The sequence below is a fragment of the Algoriphagus sp. A40 genome (assembly GCF_002002735.1).
Lineage (GTDB): Bacteria > Bacteroidota > Bacteroidia > Cytophagales > Cyclobacteriaceae > Algoriphagus.
In genome coordinates this window covers 56,436-79,257 of sequence record NZ_MUNY01000039.1, presented here as the reverse complement: position 1 = coordinate 79,257, position 22,822 = coordinate 56,436, and the positions used below count along the sequence as shown (strand labels likewise).

At 43.3% G+C, this 22,822-nt stretch carries 14 protein-coding genes and 1 riboswitch; of the genes, 9 read left to right on the top strand and 5 right to left on the bottom strand.

Annotation, left to right across the window (positions count from 1 at the left end):
* Positions 1 to 56 precede the first annotated feature (56 nt).
* The 4 genes from B0E43_RS26185 (at position 57) to B0E43_RS26170 (ending at position 10,959) form a co-directional block, all read left to right on the top strand.
* Positions 57 to 1,763 (top strand): hypothetical protein, encoded by a 1,707-nt coding sequence (locus B0E43_RS26185; protein ID WP_168171892.1) that lies wholly within the window; start codon positions 57 to 59, stop codon positions 1,761 to 1,763.
* Between the two features lie 470 nt (positions 1,764 to 2,233).
* Positions 2,234 to 5,515, top strand: coding sequence for a TonB-dependent receptor (locus B0E43_RS26180; RefSeq protein WP_077347265.1), 3,282 nt, complete (start codon positions 2,234 to 2,236; stop codon positions 5,513 to 5,515).
* Positions 5,516 to 5,566: 51 nt separating this feature from the next.
* A complete protein-coding gene (locus tag B0E43_RS26175; protein WP_077347263.1) occupies positions 5,567 to 7,300 on the top strand; it encodes a RagB/SusD family nutrient uptake outer membrane protein in 1,734 nt (577 codons plus the stop codon).
* A 134-nt stretch (positions 7,301 to 7,434) separates the two neighbouring features.
* On the top strand, positions 7,435 to 10,959 hold the full coding sequence (locus B0E43_RS26170; protein ID WP_077347261.1) for a VCBS repeat-containing protein: 3,525 nt from the start codon (positions 7,435 to 7,437) through the stop codon (positions 10,957 to 10,959).
* Here B0E43_RS26170 and B0E43_RS26165 read toward each other — a convergent pair whose 3' ends face one another.
* Entirely contained in the window at positions 10,960 to 11,721 is a 762-nt protein-coding gene (locus B0E43_RS26165) for a creatininase family protein (protein ID WP_077347259.1), read from the bottom strand.
* 87 nt (positions 11,722 to 11,808) lie between these two features.
* On the opposite strand from B0E43_RS26165, the gene B0E43_RS26160 reads away from it, so the two are divergent.
* The 4 genes from B0E43_RS26160 (at position 11,809) to B0E43_RS26145 (ending at position 15,650) form a co-directional block, all read left to right on the top strand.
* Positions 11,809 to 12,795, top strand: coding sequence for an isoaspartyl peptidase/L-asparaginase family protein (locus B0E43_RS26160; RefSeq protein ID WP_077347257.1), 987 nt, complete (start codon positions 11,809 to 11,811; stop codon positions 12,793 to 12,795).
* Positions 12,792 to 13,529, top strand: coding sequence for a copper homeostasis protein CutC (locus tag B0E43_RS26155; RefSeq protein ID WP_077347255.1), 738 nt, complete (start codon positions 12,792 to 12,794; stop codon positions 13,527 to 13,529). The genes B0E43_RS26160 and B0E43_RS26155 overlap by 4 nt, the downstream gene beginning before the upstream one ends.
* 5 nt (positions 13,530 to 13,534) lie before the next feature.
* Positions 13,535 to 15,073, top strand: a complete 1,539-nt coding sequence (locus B0E43_RS26150; RefSeq protein ID WP_077347253.1) for a VCBS repeat-containing protein — start codon at positions 13,535 to 13,537, stop codon at positions 15,071 to 15,073.
* 118 nt (positions 15,074 to 15,191) lie between these two features.
* Positions 15,192 to 15,650, top strand: a complete 459-nt coding sequence (locus tag B0E43_RS26145) for a CBS domain-containing protein (RefSeq protein ID WP_077347251.1) — start codon at positions 15,192 to 15,194, stop codon at positions 15,648 to 15,650.
* Between the two features lie 81 nt (positions 15,651 to 15,731).
* Here the strand turns inward: B0E43_RS26145 and B0E43_RS26140 are convergent, their stop codons facing one another.
* The 4 genes from B0E43_RS26140 to B0E43_RS26125 form a co-directional block, all read right to left on the bottom strand.
* Entirely contained in the window at positions 15,732 to 16,898 is a 1,167-nt protein-coding gene (locus B0E43_RS26140) for a PLP-dependent aspartate aminotransferase family protein (RefSeq protein WP_077347405.1), read from the bottom strand.
* Between the two features lie 99 nt (positions 16,899 to 16,997).
* Positions 16,998 to 17,101: riboswitch (SAM riboswitch) on the bottom strand.
* A gap of 61 nt (positions 17,102 to 17,162) precedes the next feature.
* On the bottom strand, positions 17,163 to 17,723 hold the full coding sequence (pth, locus tag B0E43_RS26135; protein WP_077347249.1) for an aminoacyl-tRNA hydrolase: 561 nt from the start codon (positions 17,721 to 17,723) through the stop codon (positions 17,163 to 17,165).
* Positions 17,724 to 18,005: 282 nt separating this feature from the next.
* Entirely contained in the window at positions 18,006 to 18,578 is a 573-nt protein-coding gene (locus B0E43_RS26130; protein ID WP_077347247.1) for a 50S ribosomal protein L25/general stress protein Ctc, read from the bottom strand.
* 24 nt (positions 18,579 to 18,602) lie between these two features.
* Positions 18,603 to 19,529 carry a ribose-phosphate pyrophosphokinase gene (locus tag B0E43_RS26125; protein ID WP_077347403.1) on the bottom strand — a complete coding sequence of 309 codons (927 nt, stop codon included), beginning with the start codon at positions 19,527 to 19,529 and terminating at the stop codon, positions 18,603 to 18,605.
* 207 nt (positions 19,530 to 19,736) lie between these two features.
* Between B0E43_RS26125 and B0E43_RS26120 the strand changes: the two genes are divergently transcribed.
* Positions 19,737 to 22,769: a hypothetical protein gene (locus B0E43_RS26120; protein WP_077347245.1), complete on the top strand. Its 3,033-nt coding sequence runs from the start codon at positions 19,737 to 19,739 to the stop codon at positions 22,767 to 22,769.
* Positions 22,770 to 22,822: the final 53 nt, after the last annotated feature.

The following is a 22,822-nucleotide window of genomic DNA, read 5'->3' as shown; positions in this document are numbered from 1 at the left end:
TCCTGCTCATATTGTTTTTGGTCTCAGGAGATTTTTTGTTTGCAAGTTCAATAATAATGCCTGAAAACAAATTTTTAAAGGATGTAGAGCTAATCCCATATAAACTTAAGCTGGAAGGGGACTCAATTCGCTTTACTGTCAAAGGATCGATTCCAATAGAATCCATATTGACACCAAAAAACCCGAAAGTAAGTCTGAAATTCAGAGCTGAACAAAACCAACTCGATTTAGGAGAAATTGAATTGAAACGGAATGTTGCGAATTATGAGTATGAAAAGAAGTTTGCATTGAAATTTGAGTCTTGGATGGCTGGGGCCTCATTGGAGGTTTCATTTTTTCAGGGCAAAAAAGAGGGTTCCCAGGCTCAGGAAATGCAAATACTCGCAAAAGGAGTGATTGCGCCTCAGCTGATGGTGAAATTGGGGGAAGTGTATCCAGATGAGCCGATTCCACTGGTAGGTTTGTTTATTACGACTGGTTCGCGGGTTAAAGAAATTGCCAGGAAAGAGGAATTTGCCTTGATGTTTGATCCCGGTGATTCGGAATACAAATCTAGCATTGCCAATCAGGAGACGCTGAAAAGGATCGATGCTTTCCTGGAGGCAAACCCGGAAGTTCAGGAAATCAAAATCACAGGCATCCAATCACCAGAGGTATCAGAAGGCAAAAACAGCACTTTGGGGATGACCCGGGCTCAATCTGTGAAAAAGGCACTTGGTCCAAGGGTCAACTCTATCCCAGAAGCTTCGCTGAAAATGGATTCCAGATGGAATGATTGGTTTGATTTAAGGTTGTTGCTTCGCGATTACAAAGGCATTTCCACTAATCGCAAGGATGAGCTTTATGCGATCCTGATGAATCAGGAGACCTATTTGGAGCAAAGTGAACGGTTGAAAAAAGTACCAGGCTTTTCCCAAGTGGCGCAGGATCTTTTCCCAAAGTTGCGGGTGGCAAAAGTAGAAATAACAGCAAAGCCGCGAGCGGGATTGAATATGCAGCAATCTATGAAACTAAAAGAGGCACTTTCCAACACAAACGGAAAGAATGAACTTTCTTTTGGAGAATGGTCATTGGCTGCCGAGGCCACTCAAAGTTTGGAGGAAAAAGCGGCGATCTATTCAAAAATGACAGAGTTGTTTCGTTCTCCTTTGCCTTATAATAATATGGCGGTGGTGAGGATACGACAAGCTCAGCGAACTTTGGATCAAGGTTCCAAAGAGGTTTTGTGGGAGGAGGCTTTGAGGCTATTGGTTCAGGCTTATCGGATAGAACCCACACCGCATTCTCTCCATAATCAAGGTCAGATTTTGGCTTTTCAGGGAGATTTTTGGGGGGCTTACAAAAAACTTTCAGACGCTTCAGCGATGACATTGAATCCTGACTTTCTTCAGCACAATGAAGCTCTTCGGGGAGCTTTGGATATTCTAAGGGGAGATTATAAACTGGCGACCCTGCGGTTTGAATACTCTTTTACAGATCCCAAAGACTTTTTTAATAAAGGCCTAGCCTATTTTATGATAGGTGATTATGCCAATGCAACGATGGCCTTTGAGGAATCGGTGGTCCAGGACCGGGAATTTGGATACGGTTATTATGGATTGGCAATGATAGCCGCAATTGGTGGGCAAAGCGAGGTAGCATTGATCCATTTGAAAAAAGCAATTTCAGCCAATCGCCAATTGGCTGAAAGATCCTATCAGGATCCACTTTTTGAAGAACTCCGGAAAAGCCAGGAGTTTTTTACTGAAATTGCAGTTGATTAAAATTTATTTTCATTATGTGTAACGAAGTTTAATTTTTGTTATGGGTTTTTCAAATTAAAGCTCACTTATTTCATGAATTTACAATTATTCACACTTTTTCATGTGTTTTTATTCAGAATCACCGAGTAAAAATTGGGCTGTAGCCGAAAAATCAAAATATTATTTAGGGTAGTCGGTTTGAATTTTGTTTTAGATTATTTAACATTGAAGGTTTACAATTAATAATTAAACCCAAAATTCAAGCCTATGATCTATTTTACTTAGAATCCTTCCTTCTCTCAATCTGCATCTACTGATGCGCTCAAACCTACTGGTTTTATCATGCTGGTCGTTCGACCGCGGTATAATCGCAATAGTTTCCAAAAAATCAACCAATTCACTATTGTCATTATTTTGAGAATAATCGCAAACGATTGCACAATCAATTAACGAATAAGTTTTTGAGATTAATCTTGTTACCCAATCTATCTATGTTTATGAAAAATGTTTACAAAATACTAAGTGTGTGTCTCACACTCTTAGTCTTATCCGCCGGTACTGCCTTTGCGCAAAAAACCGTGACGGGTACGATTCTAGACGAGTTTGGAGTAGGTCTCCCGGGAGTTTCAGTCCTGGTTAAAGGCACTACAACCGGAACTGCGTCTGACATTGACGGGAAGTTTTCCCTCAGTGTCCCAAATGATCAAGCCACTTTGGTTTTTTCTTTTATCGGATATGCTGCCGTTGAACAGGTGGTAGGTTCCAGAAGCGTCATTGACGTGAGTATGGCCCCAGATGAAAGAACCCTTACCGAATTGGTTGTAACCGGTTATTCCATCGATTCCAGAAGGGAAACAACCGGTGCAATTGCAACAGTGGACCCAAGAGATTTGACCGTTATCCCTACCGGTAACATCGAGCAAACTCTTCAAGGCCGTGTTTCAGGGGTTACCGTTATTACAAACGGTCAGCCAGGTACTTCTTCAATTATCCGTGTGCGTGGTTTCGGAGCCTTTGGTGGTAACGAACCTTTGTACATTGTGGATGGATTGCCAACAAGTTCTACGGATTTCCTAAATCCTGACGACATCGAATCTACGACTGTATTGAAAGATGCCGCCGCAGCTTCAATTTATGGTGCGCGTGCTGCAAACGGTGTAATTGTTTACACTACCAAGCGAGGAGCGAGAAACAAAAAGCTCAGAGTGGATTACAATGGCATGTACGGTGTGACCGACCCAGGAACTGGAATTGATATGATGAATCCGGCTGATTTCGCCGAATACACATGGATTGCAGAAGCCAATGCTGCAAAAGCAGCTAACACCCCTGTGGCCTACAACCACCCTCAGTTTGGAACAGGTTCATCTCCTGTCATGCCATACTACTTGAGTTTGATAACTAGAGACCCAGTATCTGGAGCCTATGGAGTAGCCTCGGGCCAATCAGGTCCTCTTTCTGCTGATCAGATTGCACAGCAAAAAGAATGGTACAACATTGATCCTTCAAAAGGATCCGTTCGTCAGTTGACGAGAGCAGCGACTGGAGAAGGTACAGATTGGTATGATGCACTTACAGCACCAGCACCACTTCACAGACATTCACTTGGTTTTAATGGTGGTTCAGAAACCAGCCGATTCTACATTGGCTTAGGCTTGCAGGAGCAAGATGGGATTATGACTGGTAATTCATTCAAAAGATACTCTCTGAGAGCCAACTCTGAATTTGATGTTACTAATCGAATTAGGATCGGTCAAAACTTCCAGGCAACTTACCGTCAGGTATTGGGTCAGCAAGGTGGTGCAGGTGGACGTGGTGTATCAAGAGATGAAAACGATATACTTCAAGCTTTCCGTATGCCATCCATTATCCCTGTTTATGACGAATTTGGTGGTTATGCAGGTACTGCTTCCAGAGGTTTTAACAACCCAAGAAACCCGGTAGCAAACAGAGAAGGTTTATTGGATAACAGAAACTTCAATGCGAATGCCTTTGGTAACGTTTATGCCGAATGGGATATCATGGATGATTTGACTTTCAGAACATCCATTGGTGGGCAGTACAACAACTACTACTATTATGGTTATACAAGGCTTCAATATGAAAACTCTGAAAATAACTCAGCCTTTGGCTATGATGAAGGTTCAGGTTTTTCTTTTGGATGGACTTTCACCAACACCTTAGCTTGGAAGAAGAAATTTGACAAGCATGACTTCAATGTCTTGTTGGGTCAGGAAGCCTTGAACTCAGGTGCTGGTAGAAACATGTCGGCGCTCGGTCAGAATCCTTTCTCAACTGACCCTGACTTTATCACGATTTCTAACTTGCCGGTAAACACCCGTCAAGTAAACTCAGACCAATTTAAAGGTGTAAACTTCAATTCCTATTTTGGTCAGTTACGATATACTTACAATGACAAGTATATTTTCAGTGCCGTGGTTCGTCGTGACGGTTCCTCCAGATTTGGTGAGAATTCCAGATATGGGGTATTTCCAGCATTTTCAGCAGCTTGGAGAATTTCAGGTGAGGGTTTCATGCAGGGACTTGAATTCATCGATGATTTGAAAATCCGCGGAGGATATGGTGAAATGGGTAACTCAAACAACGTGGATCCCAACAACCAATATTCGCTTTACGGCGGTAATGTTGGAGCTTCTTCCTATGATATTACCGGGTCTAATTCAGGGGCACAGATTGGTTTCAGGAGATCCAGAATTGGTAACCCTAATGCGCAATGGGAAACAGCAGTTACCCAAAACATCGGTTTTGACGGTACCTTCTTCAATGGCCGATTGGATGTGATTTTCGATTGGTGGAAAAAGGATACCAAGGACTTGCTTTTCACAGTTCCAATTCCATTGACCGCAGGATCTAACGCTGCAGCCCCTGCTGTAAACGTAGGTGAGATGTTAAACAGAGGGTTGGATCTTTTGGTAACTACCAGAGGCAATCTGACCAGTAATCTGACTTACGAACTGACTGTAACTGGTTCTACTCTGAAAAATGAAATTGTTTCTCTTTCAGAAGGTTTGGACTTCATTACTTCAGTTAACCCAAGTTTCCGAGGCATCGAGCCTATCAGAAACGCAGTTGGGCAGCCTCTTTCTTCTTTCTTTGGATACAATGTATTGGGTCTGTTCAGAGATCAGGAAGATGTTAATTCACATGCTATTCAGGATGGAAAAGCCCCAGGTAGATTCAAGATGGAAGATGTGAATGGTGATGGAACAATTACTCCAGAGGACCGTGTGTTTATGGGGAGTCCGGTTCCTGATTTCACAGGTGGGATGAATTTCACATTAGGGTACAAAGGCTTTGATCTTTCTGCTTATTTATATACCTCAATCGGTGGTGAGATTTTCAATCAGTCTAAGTGGTTTACTGATTTCTACCAATCATTCCTGGGTGCTTCCATGTCTGAGCGTTTAAAGGATTCATGGACTCCTGAAAACTTGGATGCGGAAATTCCGATTATTGAGAGGGTTACTAACCTGTCAACCAACCAGGTTTCCAACTCTTTTTATGTTGAAGATGGCTCGTATCTAAGATTACAAAACTTGACTTTGGGCTATTCAGCTCCAGCAAGTTTGCTTCAGAAGATGAAAATGGAAAGAGCAAGAGTATTTGCTTCTGTAAACAACGTGTTTACAATTACAGGCTATGAAGGTTTGGATCCTGCTGTAGGCGGTGATGCTGATCTTACCTTTGGTATCGACGTAGGTAACTATCCTGTGACCCAGAGCTGGACTTTTGGTCTAAATCTTAGCTTCTAAGCCTAACATGAAAATTTGAATCGTTTATAGACACTATAATAGATTAGACAAATGAAGAATTTTAAAATAAAAATAGGCGCTCTACTTGCATCCACGGCGATGATGGTAGCAGTGAGTTGTAGCGAGGATTTCCTGGAGGTACCACCAGTAGGTCAGTTGGCAAGTGCTCAACTTTCCACTTTGGCTGGACTTGATGCATCCTTGATTGCTGCATATTCCCAGGTTAACGGTCGCGGTAATAGATTAGGGTCTCCTTCCAATTGGGTTTGGGGGAGTATCAGAGGGGGAGAGGCCAATAAGGGCACTGACCCGGGAGATTTTAGCCAAATCAACCCTATCCAGCGCTATGAAAACAACGCTGCTGGTGGAGAGATGGGATCAAAGTACAATGTTTGCTATGAAGGAATTGCCCGGGCTAATTCAGTATTGAGACTGTTAGCCACAGCAGGCCCTGATGTGACAGAAGCTGACAAAATCAGATTGTCCTCCCAGGCAAAATTCCTTAGAGCACACTTCTATTTTGAGCTTTATCGAGATTATAACCTGACTCCCTATGTCGATGAGACGGTTGATTATGGAACTGGTCTTGAGGATGTGAAAAATGACAAGCCCCTTTTACCATTCGTAATTGCAGATCTTCAAGCTGCTGTAGCAGGCTTACCCGCTACTCAACCTCAAGTGGGTCGTGTGAACGTCTGGGCTGCAAAAGCTTACTTGGCAAAAGTCTACATGTATGATAAGAAATTTGCGGAAGCAAAAGCACTCTTTGACGATGTAATTGCAAATGGGGTGACTTCTAATGGTAAGAAGTATGGTCTGGTTCCATATTATGATAATATGTTCCGTGGGGCAAATGACAACCATGAGGAGTCAGTTTGGGCTTATCAGGCTGCTGCTGGTACTGGTTCAGTCAACAATGCTAACCCAGAGTTTGACTTGAACTTCCCATACAATACAGGTCCTGCCGGACCGGGTAACTGTTGCGGATTCTTCCAGCCTAGCTTTACCTTCGTAAACGCATTCCGTACTACTGCTGCTGGCCTTCCTTTGTTGGATAAGTCATACAATAGCCCGGCAAATGAGGTGAAGAGTGACATGGGTGTAGCTTCCGGAGCTGCTTTCACACCAGATGCAGGTCCGTTAGATCCGCGTTTGGATCATACTGTAGGTAGAAGAGGACTTCCTTATTTGGATTGGCAAGACCACCCGGGCAATGCCTGGATTAGAAACCAGCCAAATGGCGGACCTTATTCTCCAAAGAAGTATATCTATGCTGAATCCGAAAAGGGTACCTATCAGGATAACTCTTCTTGGACTCCGGGTTACACAGGTATCAACTTCATGATCATCCGTTTTGCAGATGTTCTTTTGTTGGCTGCTGAAGCTGAAATCGAAGTAGGTTCCCTTGAAAAAGCCAGAGAATATGTAAACAGAGTGCGTACCCGTGCTATAAATTCCAAGATTAAGCGAGAAGATGGTACCATGGCTGCGAACTACGTAATCAGTACCTATTCTGCACCTTGGGCTGACAAAGCTGCCGCTCAGACGGCTGTTCGTCATGAGAGATTGCTTGAATTGGGTATGGAAGGACACAGATTCTATGATCTTCAGCGTTGGAGTACAGTTCAAGCTGAGCTTGACTTCTATCTCGCTTATGATGGGGTGAAGCTTCCTGCCACCCTAGGAGGAGCGAAATATACAGATAAGTTCAAATGGGTTCCAATCCCTCAAGATCAGATTGATTTGGTGGGTGCCGATATTCTTAAACAGAACGACGGTTTCTAATCCTTTTTGGATATAATCTATAAGAGGAGGCTTTTGGCCTCCTCTTTTTTTGTGTTTTTTATTATCGCCCATTTTTTTTCTACCAAAGGGAAAATGCTAATTTGAACACTCCTAGTCTTACCCGAAATCACCCTATGAAGTATTGCTTTCCTGCCTTGATTCTGTGTTCCGTTTTTCTATTCACTTCTTGTAAAAAAGATTCCACCCTATACACTTTGAGGTCTCCGGATGAAACCGGAATTGACTTTAACAATGAAATTATAGAATCTGACTCCTTCAATATTCTGACCGATGAATACATTTTCAACGGAGGAGGAGTGGCTGTTGCAGATTTTGACCAAAACGGACTTCCTGATTTGTTCTTCACAGGAAATCAGGTACCGAATCGGCTCTACCTAAATCAGGGGAATTTCAAATTCAATGATATCTCGGAAAATGCTGGAATCCTCGCTTCAGATAATTGGTGTACCGGGAGTGTTATCGTAGATATCAATCTCGACGGCTGGCCAGATATCTATATAGCAACAGCTATGAAAAAAGGTCTAGGTGAACGCAATAACCTTCTCTTTGTAAACCAGGGAAAAGATGCTTCAGGCAATGTTTCTTTTAAAGAAATGGCTGCTGACTATGGAATCGCAGATCCAGGAAACAGCATGGGGGCTGCTTTTTTGGATTATGACCTGGATGGAGACCTGGATCTCTATGTCTTGAATAATGAGCAGTTAACGGCCAAGCCAACTAATTTCCGGCCTAAAGTGACTGATGGATCTGCGATTAACAATGACAGTTTTTATCGTAATAACGGGGACGGAACATTTACCAATGTTACGATTGAAGCAGGAATTACATTTGAAGGATTTGGCCTTGGTTTGGTTGTTTCAGACTTGAACAATGACGGCTGGCCTGATATCCACGTCAGCAATGATTACATCACCAATGACATCTTGTACATCAATAATCAGGATGGGACTTTTTCAAATAAGACAAAAGAGAATCTAAGGCACCAAAGCCAGTTTTCCATGGGTTCGGACATTGCTGATTTCAACAACGACGGGTTGCCGGACCTGATTACGATCGATATGTTGGGTGAGGACAATTACCGAAAAAAGACAACCATTGGGAAAAATGTCTATCAAACCTACATTAACAACGAACAATTCGGATATGAATATCAATATGTCCGAAACATGCTCCATGTCAATAACGGTCCTGGTATTCCGTTTTCAGAAGTCGGTTTGATGGCCGGAGTTTACCAAACGGACTGGAGTTGGGCGCCACTTTTTGGGGATGTGGACAATGACGGTTTGCGGGATTTGTTGGTTACCAACGGCTTCCCAAGGGATATCACGGACAAGGATTTTGCCAATTACCGAGCCGATGTTGGTAACATTGCATCCACTCGCCAGCTTTTGGACTCCATTCCTATTGTGAAAATCCCCAATTACGCTTACCGAAATACCGGAAATCTTGGATTCGAGGACAGTGGAGATATATGGGGATTGAATAAACCTTCCTTTTCCAATGGTGCTGCCTTGGTGGATTTAGATCAGGATGGTGACTTGGATTATGTGGTCAACAATATCAATGACCCTGCTTTTGTGTTTGAAAACTTGCTGAATGAGCAGGAAATGGTTCCCAATTTTCTTCGAGTAAAGCTTAAGGGTCCAGCCAAAAACCCTCAGGGATTAGGCGCGAAAGTTTTGCTTAAGCCAACTTCAGAGAGTCTTCTTTATCAGGAAATGCAGGTTGTGAGAGGATACATGTCATCTGTTGAGGATATTCTTCATTTTGGGTTGGATTCAGTTGCAACCGTATCTGAATTGACAGTGATTTGGCCGGATGGAAAGGAGTCAAACCTTTCGAATATTTCTTCAAATCAGGTAGTGCAGATCGATTATTCCTCAGCCAATGTGGGTAAAGACTCAGTTGCAATTTTAAATTTAGGAAGCACTCCAAAGCTTCTTTCGGAAGTTTCTGACCAATTGGGAATTTCATTCATCCATCAAGAGGAGGATAAAATTGATTTCAACATCCAACGGACTCTACCTCATAAACTGACACAATTCGGCCCAGCTTTGGCTGTCGGAGATTTGGACGGGAATGGACATGAGGATTTGGTCATCGGGTCGGCATCGGGATTTTCACCGGTTTGGTATGCCCAACAGGAAAATGGGGGATTCATTCAAAAGGAACTTCTACCTGGAGAAAATCCGATTTTTGAAGAAACAGGAATTCTGTTGTTCGATGTGGACAATGACCGTGATCTTGATTTGTATTTGGTGAGTGGAAGTTCTGAATTTTTACCCGATGCGGCTGAATATCTGGATCGGATTTATCTCAATGACGGCAAGGGTAATTTCTCCCCGGATCAAAATTTCTCAGCAGTCAAAGCCAACGGAAGTACAGTTCGGGGTGCTGACTTCGATGGAGATGGGTTTATGGATCTTTTTGTGGGTGGCCGTTCTCCAATCGGTAAATTTCCTCTTCCTGAAAAAAGCTTCCTTCTGAAAAATCAAAACGGCCAAATGACTGATGTGACGGATCAGGTTGCACCGGGACTTCGCGAGGTTGGTATGTTGACGGACGCAATTTGGTCTGATATCAATGGTGACGGAAAAGTCGATTTGATTGTCGTGGGCGAGTTAATGCCTATCTCAGTTTTTGTCAATCGGGGAGACAAATTTGAAAAACTTCCTGATACCGGACTTGAAAACTACCTGGGTTGGTGGAATTCCATTTCCTCTGCCGATTTTGATCAGGATGGAGATTCGGATTTTGTGGTCGGAAACCTCGGTGCAAATAATTCCCACCATCCAACTTTTGAAAGACCGGTAAAAATCTATGCCAAAGACTTTGACAACAACGGCAGTGTGGATCCGGTGACTTTCGCATTTTACAAAGACAAACCGGGTGGAATCTACAATTCGTTTCCAAGCCATTTTTGGGATGATCTTAACGGTCAAAGTCCTATGTTCAGGAGGAAGTTTGACCGGTACAAATACTTTGCGCTGAGTACTGAGGCCTCATTTTTCACTGAAGAAGAAAAGAAAGACGTCCTGATTCTGACCGGAAATTACGATCGGACTGTTTGGGTGGAAAATCTTGGGAACGGAAAATTCCAAGTTCATGAATTGCCAGTGATGGCCCAAATCGCACCAACCAACGGAATCGTCACCGATGATGTCAATTCAGACGGCTTTTTTGATATCCTTATGGTGGGAAATGATTACGGAAATGAAATCTTCATCGGAAGGCTTGATGCATCGATAGGTCTGCTTTTGCTGGGAGATGGAAAAGGTAATTTTAAAGCTGCCAATCCACGGGAAAGCGGTTTCGTGGTACCTGGAGATGCAAAAGCACTGGTGAAACTCAGTTCCGCTCAAGGTGCTCCGATCTATTTTGCCTCGCAAAACCGTGGAAAACTCTTGGCTTTTAAAACTGCGAGTTTGGAGGGGAAAACCCTCTCTTTCGGTCAGGAAGCCATGGCTTTGATTCTGGAATTGGAAAACGGGAAAAGGCAGCGTTACGACCTGAGTCTTGGAGCTGGTTTTGGTTCACAATCTTCCAGAGAAATCACCCTGCCCAAAGGCACTAAATCGGCAGTAATGATCGATTACAAAGGACAAATGACTCCGGTCGGAATATTCACCAGAAATTGATCAACGATAAAGTTGATCCGGTTTTGCCTCACAAATCGAGGTGATCAACTCCCCGACTTTATCTGTCACATCCTCAAAATATCGCCTCCCTTTCTCAGGGGAGGCTTTTTTTGGATTTCCAATTCCGGTGTCCTCCGTAACTTGAGACCATTTTCTTTCCATCCAAGCCCATTTTTCACGGATTCCGGGGATCACGGATTTCTTTTCTGCCCCATCTCCTGCTTCCTCCAAAGGCAATACCAGTACCGGGTGCAGATATTGAATCAGTGCCGTTTCCATTTCGTCAGCATGATCGCCAGCTTCTTCAAAATACTTGGACTTGTCCAGAGCTTGAAACCAGTTGCAGGTAAAAAGCATCATTTCCGGATATTTCAATCCAAGTTCGCGAAGGAGAGGCTGGAAGTTATTTCCTCCATGACTGTTTAAAATCAACAGTTTTTTGATCCCTTGGCGATTGAGGACTTCGATGATATCGCTCAAAATAATCAGCTGCGTGCTTGGATAAATGTTGATATCCAGATAGATGTCGCTCTGCCCGGTATTTACTCCAAAAGGAATGGTCGGAAGAACCACGACTTTTGAGCCCTTTTCCCATGCTTTTCTTGCTCCTTCGGCACCGATGGCATCCGCTTCAAAGACATCTGTCCCATAAGGCATGTGATAGTTATGCGCTTCTGTAGCTCCCCAAGGCAAAACTGCCAGTTCAAATCGAAAAGTTTTCAGGTCTTTCCAGTTGGCTTCTTTCAGGATATATGGTCTCATAGGAATAGTTTTTCAGGAAATGGATCGGTGGCAGAGGGATTTGGATCAAAATTGATAATTTGAATCCCAGATTCTAAAATAGTCCCAATGTCTCAAAGAAGAAAGTTTATCAAGCAATCCCTTATGGGTTCCGCTCTATTTTTACCTGGCCTGTCTGCAGCATGTGCCCAAACCAATGAAAAAACAGCTCCTGCCGGAGAAAAACCCCTCATTTTATCCACCTGGAACCATGGTGTCCCAGCAAATGCAGCAGGTTGGACCAAACTTAACGAATCCGGAAGCATCCTTGATGCTGTAGAGGCGGGTGTCAGAGACACTGAGCTTGACCTCACCAACCTATCAGTGGGCTTGCAGGGCCTGCCGGATAGAGAGGGGATTACGACCTTGGACGCCTCAATTATGACTGGTGATGGCTCTTGTGGCTCAGTTGCTTTTGTACGTCAGGTAAAGCATCCGATTTCTTTAGCCAGAGCTGTAATGGAAAAGACTCCCCATGTAATGCTCGCAGGAGAAGGTGCAAGGCAGTTTGCCATTGCTCAGGGGTTTCCGATGGAAGAAGAAAAGCTGAGTCCAAATGCTCAGATTGAATACGATAAATGGAAAGTAACCAGCGAATACAAGCCTATCATCAACATCGAAAACCATGACACCATCGGGATGATCGGGATTGATGCCAATGGAAAACTTGCAGGAAGCTGTACCACCAGTGGTCTTGCTTATAAAATGCACGGTCGGGTAGGCGATAGCCCAATAATCGGTGCAGGGCTTTATGTCGATGATGAAGTCGGGGCGGCCACTGCAACCGGACTAGGGGAAACGATCATCCGGATTTGCGGAAGTTTTCTGATTGTGGAATTGATGCGTCAGGGAAGAACTCCCCAAGAAGCCTGCGAAGAAGCCGTAAAAAGACTGGTCTCGAAAACTAAAAACATCAAAGATATCCAGGCCGGATTTCTTGCTGTTAACAAATATGGGGAAACCGGTGCTTTTGCCGTTCATCCTGGATTCAATTTTGCGAAAGCCACTGCTTCAGGCAATGTTTTGATCGATTCCAACAGCCATTTTAAGCCATGAGTAAAGTTCTGCTGGAAGCCCCAGTTTTCAATTTACAGGGGGCGCTTGAGGCCTCTCAATTTGGTGTTGACCGTCTGGAATTGTGTGCAAATTTTCCCGAAGGCGGAGAAACTCCCAGCGCAGGAATGCTTCGCTTTTTGAAAAGTGAGGTGGATATTCCTGTATTTGTCATGATTCGGCCACGTGGTGGTGATTTTGTTTACTCTCAAAAAGAACTGATCGTGATGAAGCAGGACATTCAGCTGTTGGGTGAGCTTGGAGCCGACGGTTTTGTTTTTGGAGTTTTAGACGAAAATGGGAAAGTAAATGAAGCTGCATGTCAGATGCTACTCCGGGCAGTGGGAAATAAGCCCTGTACATTTCACCGTGCTTTTGATGCATCTTCGGATCTGGAGGATTCTTTGGAAAAAATCATTCGTTTGGGATTTCAGCGGATCTTGACCTCTGGAGGAAAAAATTCACTGGCTGAAGGATTGCCCGTGATTCAGGATTTGCTCTTTAAAGCCAATGACCGGATTATCATCATGCCTGGTGGCGGCACAAAAGCTGAGCATGTTCCGATCCTGAAAAAAGGCGGATACCTGAAAGAAGTCCATGCTTCCTGCAAAATAGCCAGAACTTCTCCCAATCAGTTTATTAATTCCGGGCTTTCATTTTCCGGAACCCCCTTGGATTTTTCAATGCGCTTTGGGGTGGATCAAGCCTTGGTCAATGAGTTTAAAGCAGTATTGTAATAAAGATGCGCAGTTATATAGGTTTGGGTCTGGGGTTGTTGATGTTGAGTTGTGGGCCTATTTCGGAGCGAAAACAGCCGCCACCTAATTTGCAGGAGTTGGCGCAATCGGATCTGGACCTTTCGGGGGAGCAATTGGCAAATGGGTACTGCGCGGCATGTCATCTCAAGCCTGAGCCTTCGGTTTTGGATAAAAAGACTTGGGAAACCAAGGTCCTTCCGGATATGCGAAAGCGCATGGGTTTGTATCTGGAAGAGGATTTTGGAACAGCCCTTCCTCAGGATGAAGGTGTGCCTGATGGGATTTATTCTAAGACACCTCTGATTTCAAGGGAAAACTGGGCAAAACTTCTGGCCTATTATCTGGAAAATGCTCCGGAAAATCCTCTTCACCAAGCAGATAGGCAGACTCCTAAAAATGGGATTCCGGGATTTGAACTTGAAATACCAAACTTTCCATTTGTCAGATCAAGCCTTACCACAATGCTGGAGATTCATCCCCAGACTGGTCATCTTTGGTTGGGTCACCGGTTTCGTTCACTTTTTGTTCTTGATTCTAAAAACAATTTTCAACAACTGGACTCCATCCCAACATTCGTAGGTCCTGTGGGAATTAAATGGGGAAATGACGACTCCTTTCAGCTTCTGTCCATGGGATTGATGGATCCGGCAAATGATTCCCTGGGTGTTTTGAGCAGCTTTTCCAAACCAGGCCAAACTTGGATTGCTAATTCTATTCAGGAGAACCTGATGAGGCCTGTCCATGTGGAATATTCGGATTGGAACGGAGATGGAGTTGAGGATCATTTGATCAGCCATTTTGGAAATCATGTGGGGAAATTGAGTCTGTATTTGTCATCTTCGGGAGGTTTTGAGGAAGTGATTCTCAAAAAAGATCCAGGAGCTAGAAGGTCTATTGCTGTCGATTTTGATAAGGATGGAGACATGGATATCCTTGCGTTGATGACTCAGGCCAAAGAGGCAATTGTCCTTTTTGAAAACCAGGGCACAGGAAAATTCAGGGAAGAAACTTTGCTGGCTTTTCAGCCAGCTTTTGGTTCAAGTGATTTCCGATATCTGGACATGACAGGCGATGGTCATTTGGATTTGGTTTTGGTCAATGGGGATAATGCTGACCAGTCACAAATCCTGAAAAATTACCATGGAGTAAGGATTTTCGAAAATGACGGATCGGGAGCTTTTAAGGAAACCTGGTTTTATCCGATGCATGGAGCAAGCGGATTGGAAGTGGGAGATTTTGATCAGGAAGGGATGTCTGATTTGATTGCGATTTCGTTTTTTCCGGATAAAAATCAAAAGCCAAAACAAGATCTGATTTATTTCCGACAAGTTTCCAAAGGAAAGTTTGAACCTTTTGTGGTCGCAAATGCTCCGGATTTCCATTGGTTGACCATTTCACAAGGTGACTTGGATCTGGATGGGGATATGGATATTCTGGTTGGGACTTTTGCATTTGACCAGCTATACAAGGCCCCTACATCAAGGTGGTGTCCATTTGTAGTTTTGAGGAATAAATTGAAATAATAATCTGCACTAGAATAGATGTGCGGAATAATTGATTGAATATTTTTTTATTTCCACTTATTGATTTCTCTTGTCTTTGAAAATCAGTATCTTATTATTCTTCCTTAAATATTGAGCTATGGTTAAAAGTTATCAAGGGGTCAGAGAGGTGGAGCCTAAAGCCCCAATCCAGCAGATTTTGGTCAAAGATCACATGAGTACCAATTTGGTCACTTTCCACCCTGAGGATTCAATAGACCAGGTTTTGGAAGTCCTTACAAAGAGAAAAATTTCCGGCGGACCTGTCTTGGATGAATCCGGTGCTTTGGTTGGAATTATTTCTGAAGGGGATTGTTTGGCGGAGATTATTCGGGGGAAATACACGAATACAGTGAGGTTTCCGGCCAAGGTCAAAGAATATATGAGTACCAATGTAATTACGATGTCTCCTGACATGTCGCTTTTTGATGCCGCACAAAAATTCCTGGAGTGCAAAATCCGGCGTTTTCCTGTCATAAAGGACGGTCACTTATTAGGTCAAATTAGCCTTAGTGACGTTATTCGAGCTTTTCCTAAACTCAAACATACTACCTGGTAGAACAAGAAAGGCCCCGAAATTTTGGGGCCTTTCTTGTCTTTAGACTTTTCTCTTTTAATTCTAAGGAAACCTTTTTTGGTATTATTTAGACTTGCTTATCGCCTGCTCCACGTCTTTGATGATGTCTTCGTAATGTTCTAACCCGACAGAAAGTCTAACCAGTCCATCTGAAATTCCAACTTTAGCACGTTCTTCTGCGGAAAGTTTGCTGTGGGTGGTGGATGCCGGATGGGTGACGATGCTTCGGCTATCTCCCAGATTAGGGGTGATCGAGATCATTTGGAGCTGATCAATGAATCGCTGAGCTCTCGTCAAACCACCTTTTAGGGTAAGTGTGATGATGCCTCCCCCGGCTTTCATCTGCTTCAATGCAAGTTCATGCTGCGGATGTGATTTAAGAAACGGATATTTCACCCCTTCGAGCTCTTCGTTTCCTTCAAAATAATTGGCCACTTTCAGGGCATTTTCACAATGGCGGTCCATTCGCACAGCCAGGGTTTCCATGCTTTTGGCAAGGATCCAGGCATTAAATGGGGAAATCGATGGTCCTGTATGACGGGTGAAGAATTGAACCTCTTTAATCAGTTCTGATTTTCCCAAAATCAAACCTCCCAAAACCCGGCCTTGACCATCAATGTATTTGGTAGCGCTATGCGCCACAATATGTGCTCCCCACTTTGCCGGTTGCTGGAGATAGGGAGTTGCGAAGCAATTGTCCACTACCAAAATTAGATTGTGAGCAGCTGCAAATTTCCCTGCCCATTCCAAATCAATAATTTCCAAACCGGGATTGGATGGTGTTTCGATGAAAAGCATTTTGGTATTTGGCTGAACCAGCTTGTCCCAGTTTAGATAATCTGAAATATCTCCATAGGATGAGGTGATGCCCCATTTTGGAAATACCCGAGTCAAAAGCTGGTGTGTGGAACCAAACAAAGATCGGGAAGCCAAAATATGGTCTCCCTGCTGAAGCAAGGAGGCAATACTTGCAAACATGGCTGCCATTCCTGAGGCTGTTGCAATCCCGTCTTCAGTTCCCTCTGCTGCACAGACTTTGGCGATTAGGTCAGAGGAATTTGGATTGGCATAGCGGGAATAAATGTTTCCGGGGATTTCATCTGCAAACATGGCGCGGGCTTCTTCCGCCGATTCAAAGGTGAAGCTTGAAGTCAGGAAAATGGGAGAGGAGTGCTCCTTTTGATTTGAACGCTGCTGAATTCGGATCGCATCGGTTTCGAAATGACTCATAGGTTGGTCGGTTTGAATACAATTGAAATTTCCGGGACTGAAAAAGAATTTTCCCAAAGACAGAAACCGAACCAGAATTGAGGCAGTACTAATTACGCCAATTTATAGTTCCCGCTGAGGGTAGGACTTGGCACCTTTCTCCTTGGCAGGGATGGTTGCCAGAGGGTCATCGAGCCTATTCTCTCGCCTCTTCTTTATAAATCAGTCTCCTGAAGTGGTGCAAAGAAAAAGGGAGAATTGGTCATTTCCAAATCTCCCCTAAAATCAATCATTGAATTGTGTCATGGTCTGGGCAATTCCTGTGGTGCAAAAGCTGAAAATCATGTCTATTGCTTTGTCCATGATTACAGGAAGCTCATCAAACTCCTGTTGGGAAAACCTTCCCAGAACATAATCGACTTGCCTTCCTTTGGGGAAATTGTCTCCGATTCCCATCCGGAGTCTGGGGTAATCCTGGCCCCCGGTTAGGTCTTCAATGTTTTTGAGACCGTTGTGTCCTGCGGCGCTCCCTTTGGCCCGCATTCTAATTTTTCCGAAAGGAATAGCGACGTCATCCACTAGCACCAGCATGTTTTCCTTTGGAATGTTCAGTTCTTTCATCCAATAATTCACAGCCTTTCCACTGAGATTCATGTAGGTGGTCGGCTTGATGATGTGAAGCGTCCTCCCTTTGTGTTTTGCCTCGGTTTTAAAAACGAGGCGATCACTTTTCCAGGCTGCTCCCTCTTTATCAGCAAGTCTGTCGACTGTCAGGAATCCAATGTTGTGTCGGGTGAGTTCGTATTCCGGGCCGATATTGCCCAATCCGACGATCAGGTATTTCATGTGTTTATAAATTGTTTTTAAATGGCCACATGGAATCTCGCAGGTGTTGTAATTATCCCGGTGTTTGTCGCTTTCGATATGCTCGATTTCATGTGTTATAATTTGTTTTTAATCTGCCACATAGCCTGTCCCGAACTTGTTTCGGGAGAATGCCCAAAATAAATGTCCCCTGTTTATAAGACTTTTCTTATGGGCATTTCATAAATATTGCAATCCAGGGCTGCGAAAATAAAAAATCCTGCCCGGAAAGGGGCAGGATTTGTAAAATCAATTAAGGTTGGATTATTCTCCTTTCTTGCCTCTGAGTGCTCTTGGAATACCAACAGACACGATTGAAACATTTGGAGAAGTAAGGATTTCGTATCCTTCAGCCTGCAATTCGCCTACTTTGAAAGACTTACCAAGATCCAAGTTTGAGATGTCGGTTACAACGTAATCAGGCAAGTTTTTAGCCAAACCCTTTACTTTTAACTTTCTTGTTTTGAATTCCAGCTTACCACCTTTTGCAATACCTGGAGAGCTACCTTCGATTTTCACAGGAATTTCAAATTTGATAACCTTGTCTTCGGTGTAAGCCATGAAATCTGCATGAAGCAAAGTTTCACTTACCGGATGATATTGAGCTTCCTTCAATACCGCTTTGATGATTTGGCCTTCGATGTTCAACTCAACCAAGTGAACTTCAGGAGTGTAGATCAAATCGCGGAAAAGGATAGCAGGAGAGTAGAAATGAACTTGCTCAGGGATACCAGGTCCGTAAACTACGCAGGGAACATTGCCTGAATCTCTGATTTCATTCAAAGCAGCACTGTCGAGATTTGCTCTTTTAAACCCTATAATCTCTAGTGTTTTCATAAGTATTTATATTTAAAATTGATTTTAGATAAAGAGAGAACTGATCGATGTGTTGCCGGTCACTGCATGAATTGCTTTTGCAAACAGGTCGGCTACGGTCAGAACTTTGATTTTTGAAGACTGCAGTCTTGGCGAGATGGTGTCAGTAATCACCAATTCTTCCAACACAGAATTTTCAATGTTTTCATAGGCTTTTCCGGAAAGCACCCCGTGTGTCACGATGGCTCTTACCGAAGTAGCTCCTTTTTCTTTGATAATCTGGGCGGCCTTGCAAAGTGTACCTGCAGTATCGACCAAATCATCTACGAGAATCACATCTTTTCCTTCCACATCACCGATCACCTGCATTGATGCGATTTCGTTGGCCCTTTTTCTGTGCTTGTCACAGACGACCATTTCTACTTCAAAATGCTTGGCAAAAGACCTGGCTCTGGCAACTCCTCCTACATCAGGAGCTGCGAAAATCATGTCCGGAAGCCTAAGTGTATTCAAATAGGGTGCAAAAATAGCTGATCCGTTCAAATGATCCAAGGGGATATCAAAAAAACCCTGAATCTGTCCAGCATGAAGGTCGCAAGCCATGATCCGGTCAGCACCAGCCGAAGTAATCATATTGGCTATCAACTTGGCTGCGATGGAGACCCTAGGGCGATCTTTTCGATCCTGCCGGGCATAACCAAAATAGGGGATTACTGCACAAACTTTATAGGCACTGGCACGCTTGGCTGCATCGATCATTAGGCAAAGCTCCAGAATATTGTCACTTGGAGGGTTGGTGCTCTGAATGATAAAAACGGTACATCCTCGGATGGACTCGTCGAAACTCGGTGACATTTCTCCGTCACTGAATTTGGACATGGTCAAATCGCCGAGCTTTTTCCCGTAATTTTTGGCGATTTTTTCTGCCAAACCTAGGCTATTCGTGCCTGCAAATATTTTGACCTCAGACATGGTGGATTTTTTTGGATGAAAGAAGGAATTGAAGCAAAAGTAAGGATTTTTGACTGATGGGCTAAGTTCTAATGGATTCGAATCAGAATTATATTCCGTAGCCATGTTTTGTTTGGGTAGGTAAACAAAATTCCATTTTTCGTGGGGTGGGCTCACTGATTTTGTATCTTTAAGACGTTTCGTTTTTTACGATTTAACTGATTTTTTATGAGCCAAGACAAACCATTACATCTATCCATTGAATTAAATTCTCAGGATGGAATTCCAGTTAAAATCGCATCCCTTATGATAAATGGGGAGGAGTTTTTACCAAAAGAAATAGCAGGTGATTCTGAAACTATACCTCTTGAAAACCCTCACAATCCATTGCCTGAGGTGGCAATTGTCGCAGTTACGTCATTGACTCCAAACAATTCTGATTCAAGCTCTACCGAGCCAAAGCCGCAAAATCCCGCTCCAGTAATCGAAAATTTGGTGGGTGATAGCAATTCTAACACCCTTGAGGAATTTGGCGGCAATGCCTTTTACCGGCAGTTTTGGGGAAAGCTGAGTTATAATTCAATTGATGACAAAAGGACTATAGTTTCATATCAGGGAAACGAAGACGTTTTCGATCAAAGTTTTGTTGGTAAGTGGCTTGAGCCTTCACGGATACATAAATGTTCCCCCATGTATCCTTCGAATGGGAGAAATTATTTCCCCTCAGCGTTAGCTGTAGTATATTCAAGGGTGCTGGAAGTCAGGGATGGAAAAAACTTAATTGTTGATTTTTCTTATAATGGCGGTTCATTTTCTAATCCTTCACAAGTGACCGACCAAGACGGTACTTTTTTCTTTGACAATAAATTTGCAATTGAGGCTTGGGCTTCTTCGGTTAACCGAAAAATCAATTTGATTGCTAAATCTGGGCTGATCTACGGATGTCTGGGATTTCCTAAGATTTCGGTGGCACCTGATTCAGTCATCAAATTTAAATGGACTGGTGATGGTGAAAGACCGGCAATCCATTTAATGGTTTCTGATGGATTTACTGGAGATGAGCATGGGACTGGGGATAAGATTCCCGAGAGCTTTAGGGAGACGTTTGGAGATAATGGAAAAATCTTTGACCTTCCAGGGTGTGGCCGGGTTGAAATAGATTTTGATTGGCAATTACTTCCTCCCACTTATGCTCAGAAAGTAGTTCAATATGGAACTCCTACCGGCGCGATATTTTTTGATGGAGCAGCCCTTAGCACTCAATATGGACTTAAGAGATTTTCAAATTTTGACCAATTCCGGATTAAAGACCAAATGGTCAAGGGCTTGGGATTTGTTAGGCCTGGTGTCAGTTGTTCAATGCCAAACCAGGGTTATTGTAACGGGGGAGGAATTCATGACGGAACTGATGTCAAGGAGTTTTGCACCTACAGGTTTGAGGGGGATTGGTTTGCCAAAGATCCCAACAACATGAAGGCACGGACCAGTGGAGGACTAAGGCTAGAATGGATTGGAAAGTCACCTGAATCTCCCGGTCGATTTGTAGAATTGGAATCCCAAAAGGCTTTCAAATTTGAAAACTTAAAGTTGAAGTTTATTTCAAATTTTGAGATTGAAGTAGATAGCCCTGATTTCACATGGTTCCACCTAGCCTGTCAAGAATGGACTGGTGGGACAAGCACAGGATCAGAATATACTTATATTGAAGTCGAAGGGAAAAGAATCGGACTGAATTCCAATGGCGATTTTTGGTTGGTCAACGGGGAAGGGGACTTGATTGGGAGGTCATTCAGTTCCAAGAAAGTAAGACTTTTTGATAAAATACCCGCCCCAGGGAATGTGATCAAGCAGGATTTACAAAATCTCAAAGAGTGCGGTCTGATTGGAATGATTTCGGAAACTCAGTTTGAGGTTTGGGGCTGGGTAATCCAGCCTGAAGACCAGATTTCCTTTGCCGGCGAAATTTTTACAGTGAAATCTACTGAGAGAAAATGGAAAACTTGGGATCAATTTGCTTCCCAAAATGCGTTGACTGACCCCAAATTAAAGCGGGGAGACAGAAAGATTACTTATACGGAGATCAAATTGGATAAACCGGTCTCTGGGACTTTGGGTACGGTCCAGTTTAGGGTAGAAAAGAGCGAATGCCAGGGACTGTTGGATGGGCAATTCAGAGAAAAATGTAAAGCGGGTTGGGGGATTGGCAACGAAGCACCGGGACATCTGATGTATATCGATTACAATGTTAATCTCATCCTTCAAAACGTGGATATCCATGGGATGATTCGAAGCACGGCTCGGCCACTTTGGTCAGAAACCACCAAATCACATTCCGGTTCTATCAATTCTATTTCCGTAAATGCCCTTGGTGCTCAAATTTGGAATAAAGGAGATAAACTTTTACTGGCACATCCAGAGTCAGGCAAACTTCAGCAGGTCGAGCTTTCTGAAAATTTTAACGGAAACCGAGGCGATGTTAGCATTATTCCGATAAATCTTTCAGTGGAGTTTCCACAAGATTCACTTCTAGTCGGTATGTTTTCATTGCCTTTAGAGGCCAGATTTGAGCACGTCAGATTTATCAATGAAGATCTTTCCCCATGCTATTCTGAGCGGATCGATTATCGTCCGCAAGGATTGAGATTGAGGCAGCTTCTGACCAATGATTCCTCCAACCGTGTTCAGATCAAAGGAGGTAGGATTAGTTGGTACAGCAACTTGGAAAATCGTTTTGAGCCTGAAATCGAATTTTCCGAAATGCCCCAATTAGTGAACACCAAATCCTCCGTGCCCATTCTGTTGAATCCTATCGTCAATGACAATAAGGGGATTCATTTTGGATACCAATTCAAAGAATCAGGCAAAGAAGAATGGTTTATTGCCTATCGAATTGTGGTGTCCAAAGGAAAATCTCTCGATTTGAGTAACTCAGTGCTCGGTGCTGACCTTTATTTGGAAGGTAACGGAGAGTTTATTCTAGATCATCTCGTTTCAAAAAATTACATCGATAATAGCCGCGACTCAGGTGTTGGATTTAGTATGGTCATCCAGGATAAATTTCAAAGATCTGATTCTTTATTATTGAGAGGAAAGTCAGGAAATGTAGGCCTGATGGTGAATTCGGCCTATCCGATTGGAGCGTTGAAAATTGATTTCCAAAATTGGGAACTTAGACCGGGGCTTTTCAATGGAGGCGGATTCCAGTCAGCACAAAATCAAAATGACCCGAGGTACGGTGAGTTTATAAAAATTTCAAAGTAGTAAACACTCACCTAGCTTATACTTATTTCCTTTCCTGTAAAAATTCAATCGCT

What these genes read in the sequence shown, in the direction of transcription:
- B0E43_RS26185 (WP_168171892.1), top strand. Translation starts at nt 57, where the DNA reads ATGCCTGAAAACAAATTTTTAAAGGATGTAGAGCTAATCCCATATAAA.
- B0E43_RS26180 (WP_077347265.1), top strand. Translation starts at nt 2,234, where the DNA reads ATGTTTATGAAAAATGTTTACAAAATACTAAGTGTGTGTCTCACACTC.
- B0E43_RS26175 (WP_077347263.1), top strand. Translation starts at nt 5,567, where the DNA reads ATGAAGAATTTTAAAATAAAAATAGGCGCTCTACTTGCATCCACGGCG.
- B0E43_RS26170 (WP_077347261.1), top strand. Translation starts at nt 7,435, where the DNA reads ATGAAGTATTGCTTTCCTGCCTTGATTCTGTGTTCCGTTTTTCTATTC.
- B0E43_RS26165 (WP_077347259.1), bottom strand. Translation starts at nt 11,721, where the DNA reads ATGAGACCATATATCCTGAAAGAAGCCAACTGGAAAGACCTGAAAACT.
- B0E43_RS26160 (WP_077347257.1), top strand. Translation starts at nt 11,809, where the DNA reads ATGTCTCAAAGAAGAAAGTTTATCAAGCAATCCCTTATGGGTTCCGCT.
- B0E43_RS26155 (WP_077347255.1), top strand. Translation starts at nt 12,792, where the DNA reads ATGAGTAAAGTTCTGCTGGAAGCCCCAGTTTTCAATTTACAGGGGGCG.
- B0E43_RS26150 (WP_077347253.1), top strand. Translation starts at nt 13,535, where the DNA reads ATGCGCAGTTATATAGGTTTGGGTCTGGGGTTGTTGATGTTGAGTTGT.
- B0E43_RS26145 (WP_077347251.1), top strand. Translation starts at nt 15,192, where the DNA reads ATGGTTAAAAGTTATCAAGGGGTCAGAGAGGTGGAGCCTAAAGCCCCA.
- B0E43_RS26140 (WP_077347405.1), bottom strand. Translation starts at nt 16,898, where the DNA reads ATGAGTCATTTCGAAACCGATGCGATCCGAATTCAGCAGCGTTCAAAT.
- pth (WP_077347249.1), bottom strand. Translation starts at nt 17,723, where the DNA reads ATGAAATACCTGATCGTCGGATTGGGCAATATCGGCCCGGAATACGAA.
- B0E43_RS26130 (WP_077347247.1), bottom strand. Translation starts at nt 18,578, where the DNA reads ATGAAAACACTAGAGATTATAGGGTTTAAAAGAGCAAATCTCGACAGT.
- B0E43_RS26125 (WP_077347403.1), bottom strand. Translation starts at nt 19,529, where the DNA reads ATGTCTGAGGTCAAAATATTTGCAGGCACGAATAGCCTAGGTTTGGCA.
- B0E43_RS26120 (WP_077347245.1), top strand. Translation starts at nt 19,737, where the DNA reads ATGAGCCAAGACAAACCATTACATCTATCCATTGAATTAAATTCTCAG.